We start from the raw sequence: 18,226 nt of genomic DNA, 5'->3' as shown, positions 1-18,226 counted from the left end.
GAGATAGACTTTGCATCTAATCTAGTAGCAGAAGCTACCCTGTGGGAATGCGACTTCTTGTCGCACCATAATTATCGTTATTGGAAGTTAGATAACTTTGCTGATTCCCTAATAGAATGGAAATCGATTATTTTTATCTTTTTTATTAACTTTAAATTTATTTAAATAAATCTTTTTAAATATTCGCCAAATATTTTATTCATAACTTTGGGGGTGTTTTCTAAATAAACATTAATTTGTTCAATGTTCGATTCAAATTTATCAGAGTTACTTTCATCTGTTGGAAAATCAGATATTCCTTTTATAATAATGCACTCAACATCATTCTTCTTACAGATATAAGCAATTGCACCCGCTTCTGTATCAGCTATTATTATTTCGTTTTCTTTAAGTTCTAAATAGTCCTTCCACATAACTACTGCTTTATCAGCGGTGCCAATTGTTCCGGTGTAAAAATCATTTCCATATCTTGATAGATCGATATCGACTATGAAGGATTGTTTAATAAAAGGCTCAATTTCTTTTACTGTGCAATCATATTGAACGGCTTTATCTGGTACAAAAATATCCAAATTACTGAACCTATCATCTATTCCTGCACATGTTCCAGCAACGATTACTTTAGTTAAATTAAATTTAGAAATCATATACTGATTACCACCAACACCATTTACTTTTCTTACACCGGTACTATAAAAAAACAAGTTCAGTATCATTAATTGTTCTCATGAAATACTCGCCATAAGGATAACCGAAACGCTCGTTATCTTTTATGCTAAAGTATTCCAATGTCGCTTCATATTCCCACTTAGTTGCTATACTTATTCCTATCATCGACTTACCACCCTACAATATTCTAAATTAAGCTCAATACTTTCTATAATTTACTCCCTTTTTTTCGAGGGAAAGGAAAAAGAAACCCATATAGCATCATTCTCTTTTTGATTTATAAAGTCCTTTTCTTATTGAACTATCTTGTCAGTTAGCCGAACAAGAACTATCTCATTTTCGGGTGAATATTATATACATATGTAGTTCATATAACATCTCATTATCAGTAGCAAGGAAAAAGGAGAACCCTGCTCTCACAAGGGAACCTTCTTTTTTATTTCTATGAATCTATACATGTTTTATACATTCCTATCCTAACGCTGTTTTAGTGTTCTTGCTTATTACTGGATTAGCAAAAAAATCGTATATAATCTTGCATGCTCTTAGCATAGGTTTTTCAAACATACTGGCATTCCCGAATATTCGCTTTCTGATGGCATTTCTTAAACTTTCATTAAAACACTCTCCCCTCCTTTGTCTATCTTTGTGAGTAACTCTTCTTGTTTATTTAAAGTCCTCCCCCCAAAGCCAAACAAATGATTCAGTTTATCCAGTATGTAAATAAAAAGGATAATCCCCCCCCTAATGGACTAACTATCCTATAACTTCTTATCTAAACTTAATAAAACTAGAACTTCTTTTCCTATGTATCATTATTTCGTTATTTCACCAAACTGAGCTCTCGTAACTTTCACCAAGTCATCCACTTTCAGCTCAATTTGTACACCAATTTTCCCGCCGCTTACAATGATCGTTTCAAGTGATTGAGCACTCGCATCAATACATGTAGAAAATAACTTCTTCATTCCGACTGGTGAACAACCGCCGCGAATGTATCCTGACACTTTCGTAATATCTTTTACAGGAATCATTTCAATTTTCTTTTCACTTACTGCTTTTGCAGCAGCTTTTAAATTTAGTTCCTCATCTACCGGAATAATAAACACATGATAATTTTTACTATTTCCTTGAGCGATTAACGTTTTATATACTTCTTTCACTTCTCGTCCAATTTTCCCGGCTACTGATACGCCGTCAATTTTCCCATCATCTGGATCATATGACATCATCGAATATTCAATTTTTTCTTTATCTAATATTCGCATCGCATTTGTTTTATCTTTTTTCATAACGTTCTCCTTAAAAGGTTATTTCATATTATTAAGTTTTATTATACACCCTTTTCCATTTCTCCTACATAACTTCACGTATATTTCAAAACTAAAAATATTGATAATTCAAAAATCATCTGATATACTTTGAAAAAAACTTATGTTAAGGAGAGATTTGTAATGCGAAATGTTAATACTTCTTTCCAACTTCATCATCATACGTAACGCCGTGTATCCGAAGAAAAATTTTTCTTCGTGGGTACAGGGCTTTTCCTGTTGACCCACGAAGCGTTCATAAAGCTATGTGGGTATTTTTATACCTGCATAGCTTTTTTTAATTTAAGAAGGAGTGATTACTATGGAAATGAAAAACGTAAAAGGAACGAAAGACTATTTACCAGAGGAACAAGTGCTGCGAAATAAAATTAAAAGAGCTTGTGAAGATACGTTTGAACGATACGGATGTAAACCGTTAGAGACACCAACGTTAAATATGTATGAGCTTATGTCATACAAGTACGGCGGTGGTGATGAAATTTTAAAAGAAATATATACGCTTCAGGATCAAGGAAAACGTAACCTTGCCTTACGCTATGATTTAACAATTCCATTCGCAAAAGTCGTTGCAATGAATCCGAACATCCGCCTCCCTTTTAAACGGTATGAAATTGGAAAAGTATTTCGAGATGGGCCAATTAAACAAGGAAGATTTCGTGAGTTTATACAATGTGACGTTGATATAGTCGGTGTAGAGTCTGTCATGGCAGAAGCGGAACTTATGAGCATGGCATTTGAACTGTTCCGAACGTTAAACTTAGAAGTAACGATCCAATATAATAACCGAAAATTGTTAAACGGTATTCTCGAATCTATTAACATCCCTACTGAACGAACGAGTGACGTCATTTTATCATTAGACAAAATCGAAAAGATTGGGATAGATGGTGTACGAAAAGATGTATTAGAGCGCGGAATTTCTGAAGAAATGGCTGATACGATATGTAATACTGTTTTATCTTGTCTAAAGCTTACAATTGCTGACTTTAAAGAAGCTTTCAATAATCCACTCGTTACCGAAGGAATAAACGAATTGCAACAATTACAGCAATATTTAATCGCACTTGGAATAAATGAAAATGCTATATTCAATCCATTTTTAGCACGGGGACTGACAATGTATACAGGTACCGTGTATGAAATCTTTTTAAAAGATGGATCGATTACATCTAGCATCGGTAGCGGTGGTCGATACGATAATATTATTGGAGCATTCCGCGGTGATAATATGAATTATCCAACAGTCGGTATTTCATTCGGTTTAGACGTTATTTATACAGCACTATCACAGAAAGAAACGATATCATCTACAGCGGATGTATTTATCATCCCGCTCGGAACAGAATTACAATGCTTACAAATCGTCCAGCAATTACGTTCTACCACTTCCTTAAAAGTCGAACTTGAACTAGCAGGACGTAAATTAAAACGTGCCCTTAATTATGCCAATAAAGAGAATATCCCTTATGTGCTTATTATTGGGGAAGACGAACTTAGTACAGAAACTGTTGTGCTCCGGAATATGAAGGAAGGTAGTGAGGTGAAGGTTCCACTTTCTTCTTTGAAAGATAATACATTTAATAATTATTGTAATATACCCATTAAGTTATAGCTGTGAATCCTTCCTAAAGCATAATCTATGTAAGCTAAAAACTCCATTTAATAATGGAGTTTTTATTGTTATTTATTAATGTTTAAATGTAAATGTCTGTTTATACTTTCTTTTCGACTCACAATCTTTTTGTCCATCTTTTAGCAACCTAGAAGGCTTTTCTTGCCAAGTTATAATAACTTCAAGTTCATCAGACTGAACCGATATAGGAAAATTCGCATGATTAAAAGCAACTTCTTTACTTAACACATGATCTTTTTTAGAAGTGAAAAGTTCATACTTCGTCTGGGAATCTGGTTCATTTCGAAATACTTCAACGGTTACATGATAAGCGTCCTTCCCGATATCTTGAACCTCGAAACCATACGTATCAAAAACATCCTTTTTAGCTGTCACTAAACCAGTTTTTTTATCAGGTTGCTTAATTTCTATTTTCCATCGATCTGACGTTTGAGAAATCGGTAAATGCTTTGGAGAAAAAGCATGAACAGTGAAAGAACTTCCAATTACGAAACAAAATATGCATAAGAACGAAAAAAGCATTTTTTGCATTATGATAACCTCCATTGTTTTAAGTTTTGAATTACTGTTCCCTAAAAGCAATGGATATATTATCCCTTAAATAAAAAGCACCTTAATCCCTTTATAGAATCTCGTATACAAGTTTTTAAACAACTGAGATTAACTTAATAATCTAGTCAAATATTTTTCACTTACTTTCTGATCAATGTGGATAACGTCCCTTCCCCTTATTGAGTTGGTTTTTCTATTTTATAAATAACCAATAATTAGTTAACATAAAAAAATTATATTCTACTAAAATCTACAAATAATTAATATCCAATTACCTCCTAAAATAAGTAATATATAGATATTACTTATTTTAGGAGGATTCACTTTGAAAACCTACATCCAAGCACTAAAGTGGACTACAGGGATCTATCATCTTTTATTGATTCCTTTTTGTTTTTTATTTCTAAGTCGTGTTAACCTTTATGGGATACCTTTACTACTATTGATTGCTTTACATATCACTACTATTTTATTATTTAAAAAAGAGGGCATGAATACATACCCTCATTTGATTAATCAGGTAGTTACTATGAGATATAGCACGTAAAAAATAATCCTCCTTATAAGCTGATACGCATACTAAAGAAGTAGAACTTGATTTTTCGTACGTATGAAATTCATTTTTCATGGAAAACTATATTAGTATGTATGCAGTTTAAACGCTCTATTTATTAGAGTTGGACAGGAGGAGAATGAATATGTCTGATATTGAAGTTGGCGAAGTGTTTACTCTTAGTGATGAGAATAACGAAGAGCAAGAAGTAGAAGTACTTGGAGCGATGGATGTCGAAGGCGCAGAATATATTGCCGTTGCCTTTGTGGAGGATATCCAAACAGAAACTGAAGAAGACATTGATATTTTCTTTTTAAAAGTAGAAGAAGATAGCGAATTCTCATACATTGAGAATGATGAAGAGTTTGAAAAAGTATCTGCTGCGTTTGAAAAGATTTTGGATGAGCAAGAGCAAGAAGAATAGGAATGAAACAGACGAGGGCGGATGCATATCCGCCCTCGTCTGTTTCATCACGCATTCAAAGACTTATGTAGCAATTCCAGTACATCTTTCATCACAAAAGGACCGTCTTTTTTCACATGCTCAGCGAATTCTGAAACTAGACGTAATGTTTTTACACTTTCAATCGGATGCTCGCCTGACGCACTTTCGGCAGAAAGCATAACAGCGTTCGTTCCGTCCAGTACAGCTTGAAACACATCAGTTACCTCAGCCCTCGTTGGAATAGAATGATCTACCATAGATTGAAGCATTTGTGTCGCTGTAATAACATATGTATTCGTTCGATTACATTCCTGAATCATCATTTTCTGCAAGAGCGGAACAAATTGGAACGGCAACTCAACTCCTAAATCGCCCCTTGCAATCATAATTCCGTCCGCTTCTTTACATATATCTTGAAAATTCTCGATTGCTTCCATCGTTTCTATTTTAGCGATTAAATTTGGCAAAGTTTCTTTATGCCGCTGTATAAAATCACGTATTTCTTTTATATGATCAACTTTTCGCACAAAAGAACATGCGATATAATCAACATTTTCTTCTAAAAGAAACTGAATATCTTGTTTATCTTTCTCTGTAATAGCCGGTAAACGAACGATTGCGCCTGGTAAGTTCACCCCTTTATGAGATGAGATATTACCACCTGCTTTGACCTTTGTTTCTATTTTATCCTTACCTACCTTCTCTACGATTAACTCAACTTCACCATCATTCATTAAAATTCTACTTCCGACTTTCACATCATTCGCGATCCCTTCATAATCAACACTTGCTTCCGTACTACTCCCTGTAACTGGTTGCGTATGTAAAATAAAAGAATCTCCCGCCTGAAGCGTAATTTGTTCTCCTTTTATTTCACCTAACCTTATTTTAGGACCTTGTACATCGCCTAAAATTTTAATAGAATCGTCTAACGATTTCACTAAACGAATAATATCTTTATGACTTTCATGCGTTCCATGTGATAAATTTAGCCGAACAATTTTCATACCATTGCTTATTAACTGCGCTAACGTTTCTTTATTATTACTTGCTGGCCCAATTGTACAAATTCGATCGATTGTCACTCTTATCACCATCCTTTTTCATTATGATTCCCATAAACTTTCATTACACTCTCAACATAAAAAAAGCCTACTCCCACAAGTAGGCTTTTGAAACTACGAAAGTTTCGTTAATAACTGATTTAAATCTTTTTTCGTTTTCGTCGTCAATGACTTCATTTTAGTAATATCTATCTTTTCTTTCTCCGCTCCTACAATTAACGGATACATACTTTGTCCAATTGTTTTAGATTCAGCTGGGTGTGATGTTTCTAACTCTTTCTCAATTACATCCCACTTTGCATTAATTTGTTTTCCAAGTTTATTTACTGTTTCTAATTTCGGATTCGCAGCTAATTGCTTGTCTAAACTATCAATTAATGCCGCAACTTCTTTTACATTTGTTTTCACCGCTACGTTTTTCTTCGGATCTTTCGTTGTTTTTCCGTCTGAGTTTGTACTTGTACTTTGATCTGTTGTTTTCCCGCTAGTCGTTTGATCATTCGTCTTTCCTGTCGTCTCTTTTTCTTTTGTTTTTACATTCTCATTTTGAGTTGATGTTTTACCGTTACTTTCTGTTCCTGATGATTCTTTCGTATTTTTTGCATCTTTATCTGTTTTTTCATTTGAAGAAGTATTTGTTTCTTTTTCAGTATCTTTCGTTGTTTTTGACGCTTCGTCTGCGCTTGTCGTTTTTGCCTCTCCTTCATTTTGTGCTGTTACTTGCTCTTTCTTTTCTGCCTCTTTATCTGCTGAAGGACTACAAGCTGCCATAGTAAGCATTGTACCAATTGTTATCGATGCGATAGCGACCTTTTTCATTTTCATATAAATCCCCCTATGTTTACGTAATTTATCCTCCCCTTTACGATTCGATTTCCCCTTAAAAAATCCCTTTTCATACGAATTATCATTTTTCCGACAGTAATCTTCATAATAATACGTACAAAAACTGATAAAACAATTTAAATATTCGAGTTTCTTCTACTTCATTTTTCTTCTCTTTACTAAAAGAAAAAGAGTATATTGTCATATAAAGAATTACGATCCTTATATGACGATATACTCTTCTATCAAATTTTTCTCTTTCTTGACATTTTATTTATACAAAAAAATAAAATTTTCTTTCGTTTTTTTGTTTCTCAACAATTGTTAACATAATATATTTATGAGTAACCACCATTCGAATGAATAATTTGCCCTGTAATCCATTTTGCTTCTTCACTGACTAAAAAAGAAATTAAGCGTGCTGCATCCACGGGTTCTCCTACTTTACCTTGTGGAAACTTCCATACTAAATGATGATTCAGCTCCTCTGTAATCCATCCTGTATTCGTTGGTCCTGGATCAACAGCATTCACTGTAATCCCCTTCTCCATCGCAACTGGTGCTACTGATTTTGTAAATGCTTCAATTGCTCCTTTCGTCGCTACGTATGCTAGTTCATCAGGCATTGGCCCGAGTGACTGCCCTGAAGTAAGATTAATAACACTGCCACTCGCCTTGCTTGCATAATGTTTTATAAATAATGAACTTAATAACATAGTAGCGCGAACATTTACTGTATAATGTTTATCTAACTGTTCTACATTTAATTCTTCGATTCTCGTATGAGCAGCATACGCTGCATTATTAATTAAAATAGATGGATCACCTAACCGTTCTGATACCATATAAAGCAAACGGTTTGGCGAATATGACTGCGATAAATTGATTTCTGCCATTTCACAGCGCACACCTAAACTTTCAATCTCCTCTTTCAACAAAAAGGGCTCTTTGTCATGCATTCCCCACGGCATCGCTTTATCATACTGAGACCAGTACGTGAAAAAAATGTCTATTCCTTTTTGAGCAAGCACCTTGCATACAGCTGCACCAATTCCATTCAGACGAGTTGCCCCTGTTACAATTGCTATTTTCTTCACCTTTTCTCCTCCACCTATGGATAAATCCTCTGCACGAATACAGAGGATCTATCTTTTTATTCAATATTTGACAATATACGTTCTGCACCTAATTTTAAAATTTTAATAAAGATATAATTTACAATCGTAAACATTACAAATAAAACGATAAACATAACCCACAGTCCGACATGAAGGAAGAAGTATAATAGACTTACTCCCGCTACAATAACTAAAGCTATTAAAATATTAGCTAAAAAATTCCACAAAGTTGTATAGCGGCTCTTAAATAATTTCTGCTCTGTATCCCAATGTATATCTGCAGTTTGTGCATCCCAGCGTGTGCCGATTAAATTAATTAGTAATAAACCGTTCGCACTTAATAAGAACCAAAGAACCATAAATACTGGAGAAATTCCCGCTACAACTGCCATCGTAATACCGAACACTGCTAAAATAATTACATTAATTAACCAAGCCGTGATTGCTTTTGCAAAAAAGATATCCGAAGCTTTTACAGGTAAATATCGATTTACAAACCAAGAGCTTCCATCACGTGAGAATGAAGTTGTTGCGATGACGTTACTTCCCATTAAAAATAGCGATGCACAAAGACCAACGCCAATTGCAAGACCTGCTGATTTTGGGTTATCAATATAACCTGTAATCCACTCTAAATTTCCATCTTGCACGAATAAAATGAAGAACAACATAATCGGCATAACAAAAGTTTGTACGATACAATTTAAGAAAAATTGTGGTGTACGGAATAACGTTTTAAATTCTTTTTTCACATACGCTTTTAAATGTGAACTTTGTACCGTTGATTTTTGTAAACCTTCTGCTGAAATGACCTCTTTTTTTGCTGTACTCGTTGAAAGTCCAATAACCCCTTTTAAATATGTACGCTCTGCAATGTAATAAAACAACACAAAAAATACAAATGAAATAAGTGCAAAGATTATTACATATAAAGGACCCTTCCAATTTGCATTTTCTACTAATGCTACTGCTCCAAAATATGTAGTTGGAAAATAGTTTGTCATTTGTACTAAAAGAGAAGACTGGTTATTTGCAAGGTAATCCGCAATTGCATCTTCAGAAAACGAACTTTTATTTTTCCACTGTAAAAACACATTAATTCCTACAATAAATAGTATACTTACGATTCCAATAAATATATTTCCTCGGTCTTTATTTTTCCCTATATTTGTATACCTCATAATAACTGTCATGAGTAATGAAGCTAATACTAACGGCACAATCGGGAAGAGTATGTAAATAAAAATCATGTATATGTAATATGTAATAAATGCGCCACTTTTTAAACCGTACGTAATGAAGATTGGTAGTAAAATGAATGAACTCATTACGTATTGTGTAATTAATACTGTTAAAAATTTTGCCGAAATAATTTGCGCTGGTTTTAATGGTAATGGTAATAACATTTCAATGTCATTGCTGTAGTAAAATACAGTTAAAATGTTCGTAATACTCATTAAAAATACCCATATACTCGCAATCGCAAGTCCCATTGCGATAATCATTCCTGGATCTTGCCCTAAATGTATCATTCCCTCATACATTGCATGCGTAATAGAACCAAACAGTAAAAAGCCGACAAATAAAATAGCTGCAAATGAAAATACGTACGCCGCTCGTTTCTTCTTATCTGTTAAAAAATCTGCATAATTTAATTTCAATAATACTTTCGTTAACGTCCAAATTTTACTCATTGCCCGTCATCTCCAAGAACATTTTTTCAAGTGATTCGTTGGATTTAAAATGATCTCTCATTTCATCTAAATTCCCTTTGAACTGCAAATTCCCCTTATTAATAATCGCGACGCGGTCACATAATTTTTCTGCCACTTCTAATACGTGTGTAGAGAAGAATACAATCTTTCCTTTATCTGCATGTTCTCTCATCATTTCTTTTAAAATATATGCAGATTTCGGATCGAGCCCAGTTAACGGTTCATCTAAAATCCATACATCTGGCTCATGCACGAGCACACCAATAATAACGATTTTTTGTCTCATACCGTGCGAGTAACTTTGAATTTGATCCGATAAAGCATTGTAAAGATCAAATTTCTTCGCTAAAGTCTCGATTCGTTCTTGGCGTACTTCTTTCGGCACTTCATACATATCTGCCATAAAGTTCAAATATTCAATTCCCTTTAATCGTAAAAACATATCTGGACTATCTGGAACATAACCAAACGTCCTTTTCGCCTCCATCGGATTTTTCATAATATCTATACCATTAATCGTAATCGTCCCTTTGTCCACCCCGTGAATACCAGTAATCATCTTAATTGTCGTTGATTTACCCGCACCATTCGGTCCTAAAAATCCAAAGATTTCTCCGCTAGGCACAGATAAACTTAAATCTTTTACTGCATAGGTAGACCCATTATAACTTTTTGACACATTCGTAATCTCAATCATTCCATCCAATCCTTTCCTTAATTACCAAATAACTATATTAACATTATAGCATACTTCTATTTTTAGATTTTTATATTTTTTCAGTTTTTAACCTTTAAAATAAATATACAAACCTAATCCAACGATTAAAACGACAGCTAGTATAATATAAATCATCGTAAGCCTTCTAATATTCCCCTTTGTCGCTTTACTATAATTTGCATCACCATTTCGCCCAATTAACACCGTTGCCACTACAGTAATGACTACAAGTAATACAACGATCATGATCCAAGTTAACATGCCTTCCTCCCCCTCCTTACAACCATTTTACAATATTATCCTCTTTGTTTCGCAGTATATTTCCTCTTTTTACTATTATTATGAAAAGAATTGGAAAACTATTATTACTATACATTTTCGTATGTGATATATTTATAACATAATATGAATTATTTCTAACATTGAAAGGAGAATCTATCGTGAAAACAACTTGGATTAAATATTTAGGGTTTCTCGGTTTCTTCGGTTTCCTCGGCTTTTTTTATGAAAAAGGATTGTTTACTATGTTTTGTTTCTTCTCCTTTTTCACAACGTATAGAACGGTTCAACACGATGAACTGTTTGAACAAATCGTCAATAAATCGTGCCGTAATGCTTTTATCGTTACATTACTAACTACTGCTATCATTTTGTTTATTGAAATGTTATTTCCAAACCCAGTACTACAAGAGATTGATATCGCCCTTATTTTCGGCACACTCATTCTTACGTTCGGGTTCTCTATGTTCTTTTACGATAAACCTGTTGATGAAATGGAAGATGCACCATGGCGTTCGTAACGAAAATAAAAGAATATCGCGCTAAATTGAACATGACACAAGAAGATTTAGCAAAGAGCGTTGGTGTACGTCGTGAAACAATTAGCCACCTTGAAAAAGGAAAATACAACCCTTCCTTGCAGCTTGCTCACGATATAGCGAAGGCACTTCAAAGTACGATTGATGAAGTTTTTATTTTTGAGGATGAATAAGAAATACCGGCATTCTTTTCACAAAGAATGCCGGTATTTTTCATTTATACAACTATCACCCATACAAAACCGCATGAAATACGCCCAACAGTAAATATTGGTCTTCTATATAATCTTCATCGTATACATTCATCTCGATGTGATACATATCTTCCTCAAGACGAATATTCCAATCTGCAATTACATAGCCCTTTCGCAATAACTTTCCCATCCCAAAAGTAGTTTTATGAATAACAAATTCTTCCGCCTTATATGTAAAGGTAAATAAAAAATTTGCATCTAATAACTTTCCGTCACATATAAGTATTTCATGCTCTACATCATGATTATCTTTGTACGTTACTAAAATCCTTCTTTGGCGCTGCCTACTTACATCCTTTGCAACAACGCGAATATTGTCCTTACTATCCTTTATTTCATAAATGATATTACTACCGACTTTCGGAATAAAGTCTAGCACTTTCATCAACGTATTTTTATAATAGCCCCGTACTGCTCCTACTCTTTCGCTTTCATTATAAACCTCTATTGACGTCGTATCCGCTTTACTATCACACAGTCGTTTGTAAGAAAGCTGCATCATTTGCTCTCCTCTTAAGTACTGATCAAACGTCACAGGATATTCTATTGCGCGCAGTTCTTTATTTAACTCATATAAATAGCGTTGAACACTCTCCACTAATGTTGTAGTAGAGATACTCTCCTGAAGCTCAAATTGTTGCCAACTGGAAGAAACTCTCCACTGATTGTCCTCTTCATAAGAGAAACTAAGAATGATCTCTTCACGGTCAGGCGTTTCATAATTCATATGTACATTCTGCCCATGTTGCACTTGCTCCATCCACTGTCCTAAATAAATGCCGAGCTCTGCGACCTTCACACATGACTTTTGAAAAAATACGCTGTTACTCGCGTGAATCGTTACATCCCCTTCGATAAAGCCCTTTGAATAAGCATCATACCGCGGCTCATCTTTCTGTGGGATATTCTTGTCTAACTCAAATAAAAACTTTAACATTCTTTATTCACCTCTAGTTGTTACACAGCTCTTTCCTAAATTGACCGCAGCAATTCAAAATATATCAACGATTTTTTCGATATATCGACTTATCAACAAATATCGACACGATTAAAATGAAGCTACTTTTTCTTCCGCCACTTCTACAAGTTCTAAAATTTGCAGCAGGCTCTCCACTTCATAAGTTGGCTTAACACTTGCCTTATTCTCTTTCAAACTCGGATTATACCAACACGTATCAATGCCGTAATCTTCTCCGCCTTTCATATCAGAAGTGAGCGAATCTCCAACCATTAGTACACTTGATTTATCCGTAATCCCAAACTTTTCAAATGCATAATCAAAAATCTCACGTGCTGGTTTTTGATGACCAACCTCTTCTGAAATAATAATATGATCAAAGAAATTACATAAAGGCGAATTTCCGATTCTAGATTGTTGCACTTTCGTATATCCATTCGTAATGATACCTAACTTGCAATCTTGTAGATTCTCACATAATTGCACTACACCTTCTATAAGATGTACTTCTTTCCCTAAGTTTTCAAGGTATACATCGCTAAATTGCTGCGCATCTACTTCTATATTATGAAGTGCAAATAATTGTCTAAATCGATCTACCGCTAATTCACTTAACGTAATCATTTTATTTTCTAAATCTCTCCATAACCCATTACTAATCTCTTTATAACTTGCAAGATAATCAGTATACCCTGTAGGCATACCAAACTGTACAAACGCATTATGTAATGCGTGTCTTTCCGTTTCAGGGAAATCTAATAATGTATCATCTACGTCGAATAATATAACTTTGTATTTCATGATGTTCTTTCTCCTCAATTCTATTTCAAAAATTTATTCTCATAGCTTATAAACTTTTATATATTTCGTGATGGATTGCTTTAACCCGCTCTTTATAGAATACACCTTTATCTTCTATTTTCAAATGTGCTATAAATAAGTTTGCAAGCATGACCGCTGTATCTAACCTATAAAATAAACTAACAATATGAGAAGTAGCGTTAAAGATACTATCATTCTTATATCCATCTTTAAATTCATCCCAACTAACCTCATTTGTTTCAGCTATTCTCATAAGCTCCAGTAATGGATGACCAATTAAAGCGTTATCCCAATCAACTATTGCTTTAACTTCTCCATTATACCCGATTAAATTGGCTGGTCGAATGTCCATATGTAGTAAACTCTTTTCATGATCCGCTGTACTAAGAATATGTTCAATTGTTTTTGTATCTGGAAGTTTCATTCCACAGTTCGTAATTGTATTAAACCCTTCTATCCGTTTCACAATTCGTTCTGCTATATACTTACTAATGGGCTCTCTAATATTTTGTTCGTAATGCAAATCATCAATTGGCATGCTATGAAGCTTGCTCACTAACTCTCCTATTTTGTGCGCAGAAATTGGCATATGATCAGTATACACACAATCCGAAATTAAAAAATCAAGTTCGGCAGAAAGATGCAATCCATGTATCCTTGGCACTGAAATACCTTTTGAATGACAATACTTAGAAAGCTCTGCTTCCTTTTGCAATGAAATCCGACTATTAAATAAATCTTCATTTATATTTTCTACTTCTCTTTCCCATGGCACTCGAAAAGCTAAAGATCCCTTTTCTGAATCTCCTCGAAAAACAATATTTTGCACTCCCGTTCCAATCACCTTTAAATCCTGAACAGCTAATTCCTTATAATCTTGACTTAGTATTGTTGCTAGCTTTTCTCTTAACCCCTCTGCTTTTCCACGTGTATGAATCATTTTATCCCCCGATTCGTAAGTTCTTTTCATCCATTCTCTCTTCGTTGCACAACATCCTCATTAGCAAAATTATAACAACAATAAGAAAAGGAGGCTAATCCAATCAGCCTCCCAAATTCTTATTTATCCTCTAACAATAACTCTTTCATTTCCTCTAACGACTCTTTCGTAAAGCCTAAAGCTTTTTCAGCATACGCTTCAACTGAACCGTATTGCTTTTTCACTTCATCAATCGCAGCTTGTAAATACTCAGCACGTGCTTCGAACATCGCACCTAATATCGCTCTACTCTCATCGTTTTGTAATTTTGCACCTAAAAAGGCCATCATTTTTTCATTTAACTTTTCACGGAAACCATTACTTAATAAATAATCTTCCATTACTGTTTTCTCTGGTACACCTAGTAAAAGTAATAATAATGCTGATCCAAATCCAGTACGGTCTTTTCCAGCTGTACAATGGTTTACTAACGGTAAGTTTTCCGGGTTTTGCGCTAAGTTTAAGAAGCTCACAAATGCTTCATTACCACTTACGAAATCTTGATTCATTTTCACAAGGTACTCACCTGGTTTCCCTAACATAGAAAGGTCACCAACTTGGAAAAATTCATTTATATTTAAGTCTTTCGCCAAGTCTTGCATAACTGGTAAGCACACTTGACGAGCTCCTGTGATCTCAGGGTTTGGCTTATGCTTCACTTCAAAGTCTGTACGGTAATCGCAAATTAACTTTAAGCCAGACTTTTGTAAATAATCGATATCCCACTCTGTTAATCCTGCTAATTCTTCAGAGCGGTACAATTTGCCCCATTTTACTTTACGGCCTTCAAGCGTTTCATATCCTCCCATATCACGGAAGTTAAACGCGCCTTGTAATGGCAATCTACGCTCAGCTACTGTTACTGCTTGTCCATTACTACCTACTAGTCTAAAATATGGACGCTCATTTTCGCTCGGGTTTTCAATTGTATATGATGATTCTCCATTTACCGTTGCAAGTAATTCTCCATTTTCTTCAATATGATCTGGCGAAGTACTCCAATAAATGCAAACTTCCTCTATATTATTTTCCCACTTTATTTGTAACGTATTATCTTTATTTCTTTCTACAGTTGCTTGTAACCAATTTCTTTGCTGCCCCATTCTTTCACCAACGCTTTCTCTTATAATCGAATCTTACTCTATTTTATTATAGGAATATCTACTTTGTCGTTCTCATTTTTCTTTTTATCTTACAAACAGGCAAAAAGTTCTTTTACTTGTTCAAAATTTGTACATGGATTACCGCGAAATACGTATGCGATTTGTTCATTACCTAAATCTTCGTATACAACTGTTCCGCGATTAGGGTGTGAATAAAACTCTAACCCGTTTATAATTTGTTTTGGGCCATAGTTCATTACCCATGAAGAAACAGGGTAATACGCTTTGTTTTTATGTCTACAAACCCAAAGTGCGTATAGTTTATTATCTTCGTCCCAATATACATACTGCGTTTCGTCATTTCCGAAACCGACCGATTCAAGTTTCCAATTTAGTTTTTCATGAATTAACAAATTTACATAGGATACGTCATCTGGAGCATTCCACTCTCTACATCTTCCTATCTCACCCATTTCACTTCTCTTCGCTTGAAAGCTTAATAAGTGAAATGGTGTATGTAATATCGTTTTCCCAAGCTCCATATTTACTGGTTGTAATTCAAATAGAAATCGTTCCATTTCGTCTTGGTTTACATATCCATGATCAACAGAAATTTCAACTTGTGTTTTCCATATAGATGTAACGTAACTTTCTTTTCCTTTATAATTTATACCTTTCCAATACACAAGCCCTTTATATTGAAAACAATCTCCTTTTGCTTGAGAAATACAGCTATCCGGAAATACTGGTTCCATTATATCGAGAAAAAATTCCTTTACTCGAAACATTCCAGTCGGAGTAACAACCTGAAACCAAAAAGTTCCCCACTTTTCACCTTCATAACGTTCTGAAACTTTTTCAATTCTCCATCCTTCTAATAATACATTTGGATACAGTAAAACGAATGAATGCATGGATTGTTTTAACATATATATCCCTCCCGCTAAATGAGTTCGAGAGAGTACATCATTCGCCCTCCTAAAACTTCCTCACATACCGCTCAGTAGAACTTAATAACTGACATCCGTTCTTTTCAAAAACATCCTTCATCCACTCATTTTTCACATTTGTCTCACCGATATAATAAGATGCTCCTATTTCTTTTAAAACAAACATTGCCCCTGTAAAGAATGCTGCTTCATACCCTTTATTTCTCATATTTGGAGCGACTGCGAAATACATAAGTTTTCCTTCTTCTAACGTCCCCTTTTCAATATGCGGGATTACAATTCCTATCGGCTCTTCACCTACACTCGCTGTTAAACAATGTTCTTTCCATTGCTCACCAATTTCTTGTAGCATCATATTTACAAATTGATCATAAGTGACTTGTTCTTCTGTCATCTCACTCCAAAGAGAATAAAAAGCATCTTCTCCTACTTCTTCAATCAACTTAAAATCAATTTCACTTTCTACATCTTCTACTTTATATAGATCCTTAAACACAATGATGTTTTCAGTAACATATTCAAACGAGTACGTTTCAAAACATTTTTTATACATATTATAATTGGGGCTTTTCGAAGAAATCTCAAAATTTAAGTTTTCTATTTCCTCTTTTTCAGCCTCAGCAACGCAATATTGCATCATTTCCTTTAATTGCTCTTCTGTAAAAATCTCTGCATTATTTTCTTTTATCATGATAGAAGAAGCATTTCTTCTTATTTTAAAATGTTTTTCTAACTGTTCTATAGTCGTCATATACTTCCCTCATCTATGTCATACTTGAATTTCTACTTGTTCTCCTTGCATGAGCAGGATTGTCCTTGAATATATAGAATACTAGAAAACATCGCATCTTTAAAGTGCGGAGGAGGTTCTCCATTGGATATTACAGCGCTGCAACAACAGTTAGAGCTTATACAACAAAATGACTATACGCAACTGCGACATATAGATATAAATGAATTAACGCTCCATATGCTTCAGTATATTGGAACGACTGATAGTTACGTTCGTTACCAGCTTATATATAAATGTTTTGTGCATTTTATTCATCATGAATTCCTTATGGATGATCAACTGAAATTACTGTTGCAAACTTGTTTAAGTGATGAATATTTATATTGTGACATTTACTCCCCGCATTCAGATGGGGTTTTCACACGTTCTTACACTGTTTCGTTAATTGCGTTAATACTCCAATTCGCTAATTCGCACTACTTTTGTACAGAGGAAGATATTGAAGAAATAAAAAACAAACTCATTACATACACAAACTTAGAAACAGATTTCCGAGGCTATATTGAAAATAAAGGATGGGCTCATTGTCTTGCTCACGTATCTGATGCCTTTACTGAAATTGTCCACAATTCTTATACGACCTTTGAATGGTATGAAGAATTAATTCATTGCTTATTAAATAAAATCTTCATTCCATCTGACCTTTTTCATAATAACGAAGATGAACGAATTGTTACGCCATTACTAGCAATGCTGTATCATGACTTCCCGCAAGATGAGTTAATTTCTATTATTCAAAAAAAAATAAAAAGGCTTCCCCAAATTAGAAAACGCCTTTCGTTAAATGAATATTGTATTTTATGCGCCAACATTAAAACCTTTTTACGCACATTATTTTTCAGAACGAAAGATGACCATAACTTAGCCTTTACAGCACGTAAAACAGAAAGAATGTTAAAAGAACTTCCTAATTATTATTAGCTATA

At 34.2% G+C, this 18,226-nt stretch carries 19 protein-coding genes and 2 pseudogenes; 6 read left to right on the top strand and 15 right to left on the bottom strand.

What is annotated here, in order from left to right:
- Positions 1-161 precede the first annotated feature (161 nt).
- Positions 162-834, bottom strand: a pseudogene (locus tag PDK19_RS23125) (5'-methylthioadenosine/S-adenosylhomocysteine nucleosidase family protein).
- A 650-nt stretch (positions 835-1,484) separates the two neighbouring features.
- Positions 1,485-1,961 carry a Cys-tRNA(Pro) deacylase gene (gene ybaK / locus PDK19_RS23115; protein WP_000710870.1) on the bottom strand — a complete coding sequence of 159 codons (477 nt, stop codon included), beginning with the start codon at positions 1,959-1,961 and terminating at the stop codon, positions 1,485-1,487.
- A gap of 340 nt (positions 1,962-2,301) precedes the next feature.
- Here ybaK and PDK19_RS23110 point away from each other — a divergent pair, with 340 nt between their 5' ends.
- Positions 2,302-3,612: a histidine--tRNA ligase gene (locus tag PDK19_RS23110; protein ID WP_270708122.1), complete on the top strand. Its 1,311-nt coding sequence runs from the start codon at positions 2,302-2,304 to the stop codon at positions 3,610-3,612.
- A 75-nt stretch (positions 3,613-3,687) separates the two neighbouring features.
- On the opposite strand, the gene PDK19_RS23105 is transcribed toward PDK19_RS23110, so the two are convergent.
- Positions 3,688-4,164, bottom strand: coding sequence for a hypothetical protein (locus PDK19_RS23105; RefSeq protein ID WP_049112395.1), 477 nt, complete (start codon positions 4,162-4,164; stop codon positions 3,688-3,690).
- Between the two features lie 346 nt (positions 4,165-4,510).
- Here PDK19_RS23105 and PDK19_RS23100 point away from each other — a divergent pair.
- Together PDK19_RS23100 and PDK19_RS23095 are read left to right on the top strand one after the other, a co-directional pair.
- Positions 4,511-4,717, top strand: a pseudogene (locus PDK19_RS23100) (hypothetical protein); the annotation flags it as partial.
- 160 nt (positions 4,718-4,877) lie between these two features.
- Positions 4,878-5,162: a DUF1292 domain-containing protein gene (locus PDK19_RS23095; RefSeq protein ID WP_074567512.1), complete on the top strand. Its 285-nt coding sequence runs from the start codon at positions 4,878-4,880 to the stop codon at positions 5,160-5,162.
- Between the two features lie 47 nt (positions 5,163-5,209).
- Here PDK19_RS23095 and PDK19_RS23090 read toward each other — a convergent pair whose 3' ends face one another.
- The 6 genes from PDK19_RS23090 to PDK19_RS23065 form a co-directional block, all read right to left on the bottom strand.
- A complete protein-coding gene (locus PDK19_RS23090) occupies positions 5,210-6,280 on the bottom strand; it encodes a pyruvate kinase (protein ID WP_074567513.1) in 1,071 nt (356 codons plus the stop codon).
- Positions 6,281-6,361: 81 nt separating this feature from the next.
- Entirely contained in the window at positions 6,362-7,072 is a 711-nt protein-coding gene (locus tag PDK19_RS23085; protein WP_000782528.1) for a hypothetical protein, read from the bottom strand.
- Positions 7,073-7,410: 338 nt separating this feature from the next.
- On the bottom strand, positions 7,411-8,169 hold the full coding sequence (locus PDK19_RS23080; RefSeq protein WP_000716970.1) for an SDR family oxidoreductase: 759 nt from the start codon (positions 8,167-8,169) through the stop codon (positions 7,411-7,413).
- Between the two features lie 56 nt (positions 8,170-8,225).
- Positions 8,226-9,884: a putative ABC transporter permease subunit gene (locus PDK19_RS23075; protein WP_074615437.1), complete on the bottom strand. Its 1,659-nt coding sequence runs from the start codon at positions 9,882-9,884 to the stop codon at positions 8,226-8,228.
- Positions 9,877-10,602, bottom strand: a complete 726-nt coding sequence (locus PDK19_RS23070) for an ABC transporter ATP-binding protein (RefSeq protein ID WP_000570196.1) — start codon at positions 10,600-10,602, stop codon at positions 9,877-9,879. Before PDK19_RS23070 ends, PDK19_RS23075 begins: the two co-directional genes overlap by 8 nt.
- Before the next feature lie 87 nt (positions 10,603-10,689).
- Complete coding sequence (locus PDK19_RS23065) at positions 10,690-10,884, bottom strand: hypothetical protein (protein WP_000958869.1); 195 nt, start codon at positions 10,882-10,884, stop codon at positions 10,690-10,692.
- 179 nt (positions 10,885-11,063) lie between these two features.
- Between PDK19_RS23065 and PDK19_RS23060 the strand changes: the two genes are divergently transcribed.
- The gene (locus PDK19_RS23060; protein ID WP_000859231.1) at positions 11,064-11,423 is read left to right on the top strand and encodes a DUF3796 domain-containing protein; all 360 of its coding nucleotides are present in this window, start codon (positions 11,064-11,066) and stop codon (positions 11,421-11,423) included.
- Positions 11,411-11,614, top strand: coding sequence for a helix-turn-helix transcriptional regulator (locus PDK19_RS23055; protein WP_000896303.1), 204 nt, complete (start codon positions 11,411-11,413; stop codon positions 11,612-11,614). The genes PDK19_RS23060 and PDK19_RS23055 overlap by 13 nt, the downstream gene beginning before the upstream one ends.
- A gap of 55 nt (positions 11,615-11,669) precedes the next feature.
- Here PDK19_RS23055 and PDK19_RS23050 read toward each other — a convergent pair whose 3' ends face one another.
- The 6 genes from PDK19_RS23050 to PDK19_RS23025 all read right to left on the bottom strand — a co-directional run bounded on the left by PDK19_RS23050 (position 11,670) and on the right by PDK19_RS23025 (position 17,258).
- A complete protein-coding gene (locus tag PDK19_RS23050) occupies positions 11,670-12,632 on the bottom strand; it encodes a tubby C-terminal domain-like protein (RefSeq protein ID WP_000911284.1) in 963 nt (320 codons plus the stop codon).
- Between the two features lie 111 nt (positions 12,633-12,743).
- On the bottom strand, positions 12,744-13,454 hold the full coding sequence (locus PDK19_RS23045; protein WP_270708118.1) for a YjjG family noncanonical pyrimidine nucleotidase: 711 nt from the start codon (positions 13,452-13,454) through the stop codon (positions 12,744-12,746).
- A 46-nt stretch (positions 13,455-13,500) separates the two neighbouring features.
- Positions 13,501-14,445, bottom strand: coding sequence for a phosphotransferase family protein (locus PDK19_RS23040; RefSeq protein ID WP_074567516.1), 945 nt, complete (start codon positions 14,443-14,445; stop codon positions 13,501-13,503).
- Between the two features lie 89 nt (positions 14,446-14,534).
- Entirely contained in the window at positions 14,535-15,557 is a 1,023-nt protein-coding gene (locus PDK19_RS23035; RefSeq protein WP_049112380.1) for a tyrosine-protein phosphatase, read from the bottom strand.
- A gap of 89 nt (positions 15,558-15,646) precedes the next feature.
- Positions 15,647-16,486 carry a hypothetical protein gene (locus PDK19_RS23030; RefSeq protein ID WP_049112377.1) on the bottom strand — a complete coding sequence of 280 codons (840 nt, stop codon included), beginning with the start codon at positions 16,484-16,486 and terminating at the stop codon, positions 15,647-15,649.
- A 49-nt stretch (positions 16,487-16,535) separates the two neighbouring features.
- A complete protein-coding gene (locus PDK19_RS23025; RefSeq protein ID WP_270708115.1) occupies positions 16,536-17,258 on the bottom strand; it encodes a GNAT family N-acetyltransferase in 723 nt (240 codons plus the stop codon).
- 123 nt (positions 17,259-17,381) lie between these two features.
- On the opposite strand from PDK19_RS23025, the gene PDK19_RS23020 reads away from it, so the two are divergent.
- On the top strand, positions 17,382-18,221 hold the full coding sequence (locus tag PDK19_RS23020) for a DUF2785 domain-containing protein (RefSeq protein WP_000355458.1): 840 nt from the start codon (positions 17,382-17,384) through the stop codon (positions 18,219-18,221).
- The last annotated feature ends 5 nt before the right edge of the window (positions 18,222-18,226 follow it).

It is taken from the genome of Bacillus cereus group sp. BcHK124 (assembly GCF_027712065.1).
GTDB classification, from domain to species: domain Bacteria; phylum Bacillota; class Bacilli; order Bacillales; family Bacillaceae_G; genus Bacillus_A; species Bacillus_A pacificus.
The sequence above is the reverse complement of the archived record's forward strand: the minus strand, read 5'-3'. Positions and strand labels throughout refer to the sequence as shown.

Bases quoted from the DNA above. Each gene is read 5' to 3' on its own strand.
- ybaK (WP_000710870.1), bottom strand. From the start codon at position 1,961: ATGAAAAAAGATAAAACAAATGCGATGCGAATATTAGATAAAGAAAAA.
- PDK19_RS23110 (WP_270708122.1), top strand. From the start codon at position 2,302: ATGGAAATGAAAAACGTAAAAGGAACGAAAGACTATTTACCAGAGGAA.
- PDK19_RS23105 (WP_049112395.1), bottom strand. From the start codon at position 4,164: ATGCAAAAAATGCTTTTTTCGTTCTTATGCATATTTTGTTTCGTAATT.
- PDK19_RS23095 (WP_074567512.1), top strand. From the start codon at position 4,878: ATGAATATGTCTGATATTGAAGTTGGCGAAGTGTTTACTCTTAGTGAT.
- PDK19_RS23090 (WP_074567513.1), bottom strand. From the start codon at position 6,280: ATGGTGATAAGAGTGACAATCGATCGAATTTGTACAATTGGGCCAGCA.
- PDK19_RS23085 (WP_000782528.1), bottom strand. From the start codon at position 7,072: ATGAAAATGAAAAAGGTCGCTATCGCATCGATAACAATTGGTACAATG.
- PDK19_RS23075 (WP_074615437.1), bottom strand. From the start codon at position 9,884: ATGAGTAAAATTTGGACGTTAACGAAAGTATTATTGAAATTAAATTAT.
- PDK19_RS23070 (WP_000570196.1), bottom strand. From the start codon at position 10,602: ATGATTGAGATTACGAATGTGTCAAAAAGTTATAATGGGTCTACCTAT.
- PDK19_RS23065 (WP_000958869.1), bottom strand. From the start codon at position 10,884: ATGTTAACTTGGATCATGATCGTTGTATTACTTGTAGTCATTACTGTA.
- PDK19_RS23055 (WP_000896303.1), top strand. From the start codon at position 11,411: ATGGCGTTCGTAACGAAAATAAAAGAATATCGCGCTAAATTGAACATG.
- PDK19_RS23050 (WP_000911284.1), bottom strand. From the start codon at position 12,632: ATGTTAAAGTTTTTATTTGAGTTAGACAAGAATATCCCACAGAAAGAT.
- PDK19_RS23045 (WP_270708118.1), bottom strand. From the start codon at position 13,454: ATGAAATACAAAGTTATATTATTCGACGTAGATGATACATTATTAGAT.
- PDK19_RS23040 (WP_074567516.1), bottom strand. From the start codon at position 14,445: ATGAAAAGAACTTACGAATCGGGGGATAAAATGATTCATACACGTGGA.
- PDK19_RS23035 (WP_049112380.1), bottom strand. From the start codon at position 15,557: ATGGGGCAGCAAAGAAATTGGTTACAAGCAACTGTAGAAAGAAATAAA.
- PDK19_RS23030 (WP_049112377.1), bottom strand. From the start codon at position 16,486: ATGTTAAAACAATCCATGCATTCATTCGTTTTACTGTATCCAAATGTA.
- PDK19_RS23025 (WP_270708115.1), bottom strand. From the start codon at position 17,258: ATGACGACTATAGAACAGTTAGAAAAACATTTTAAAATAAGAAGAAAT.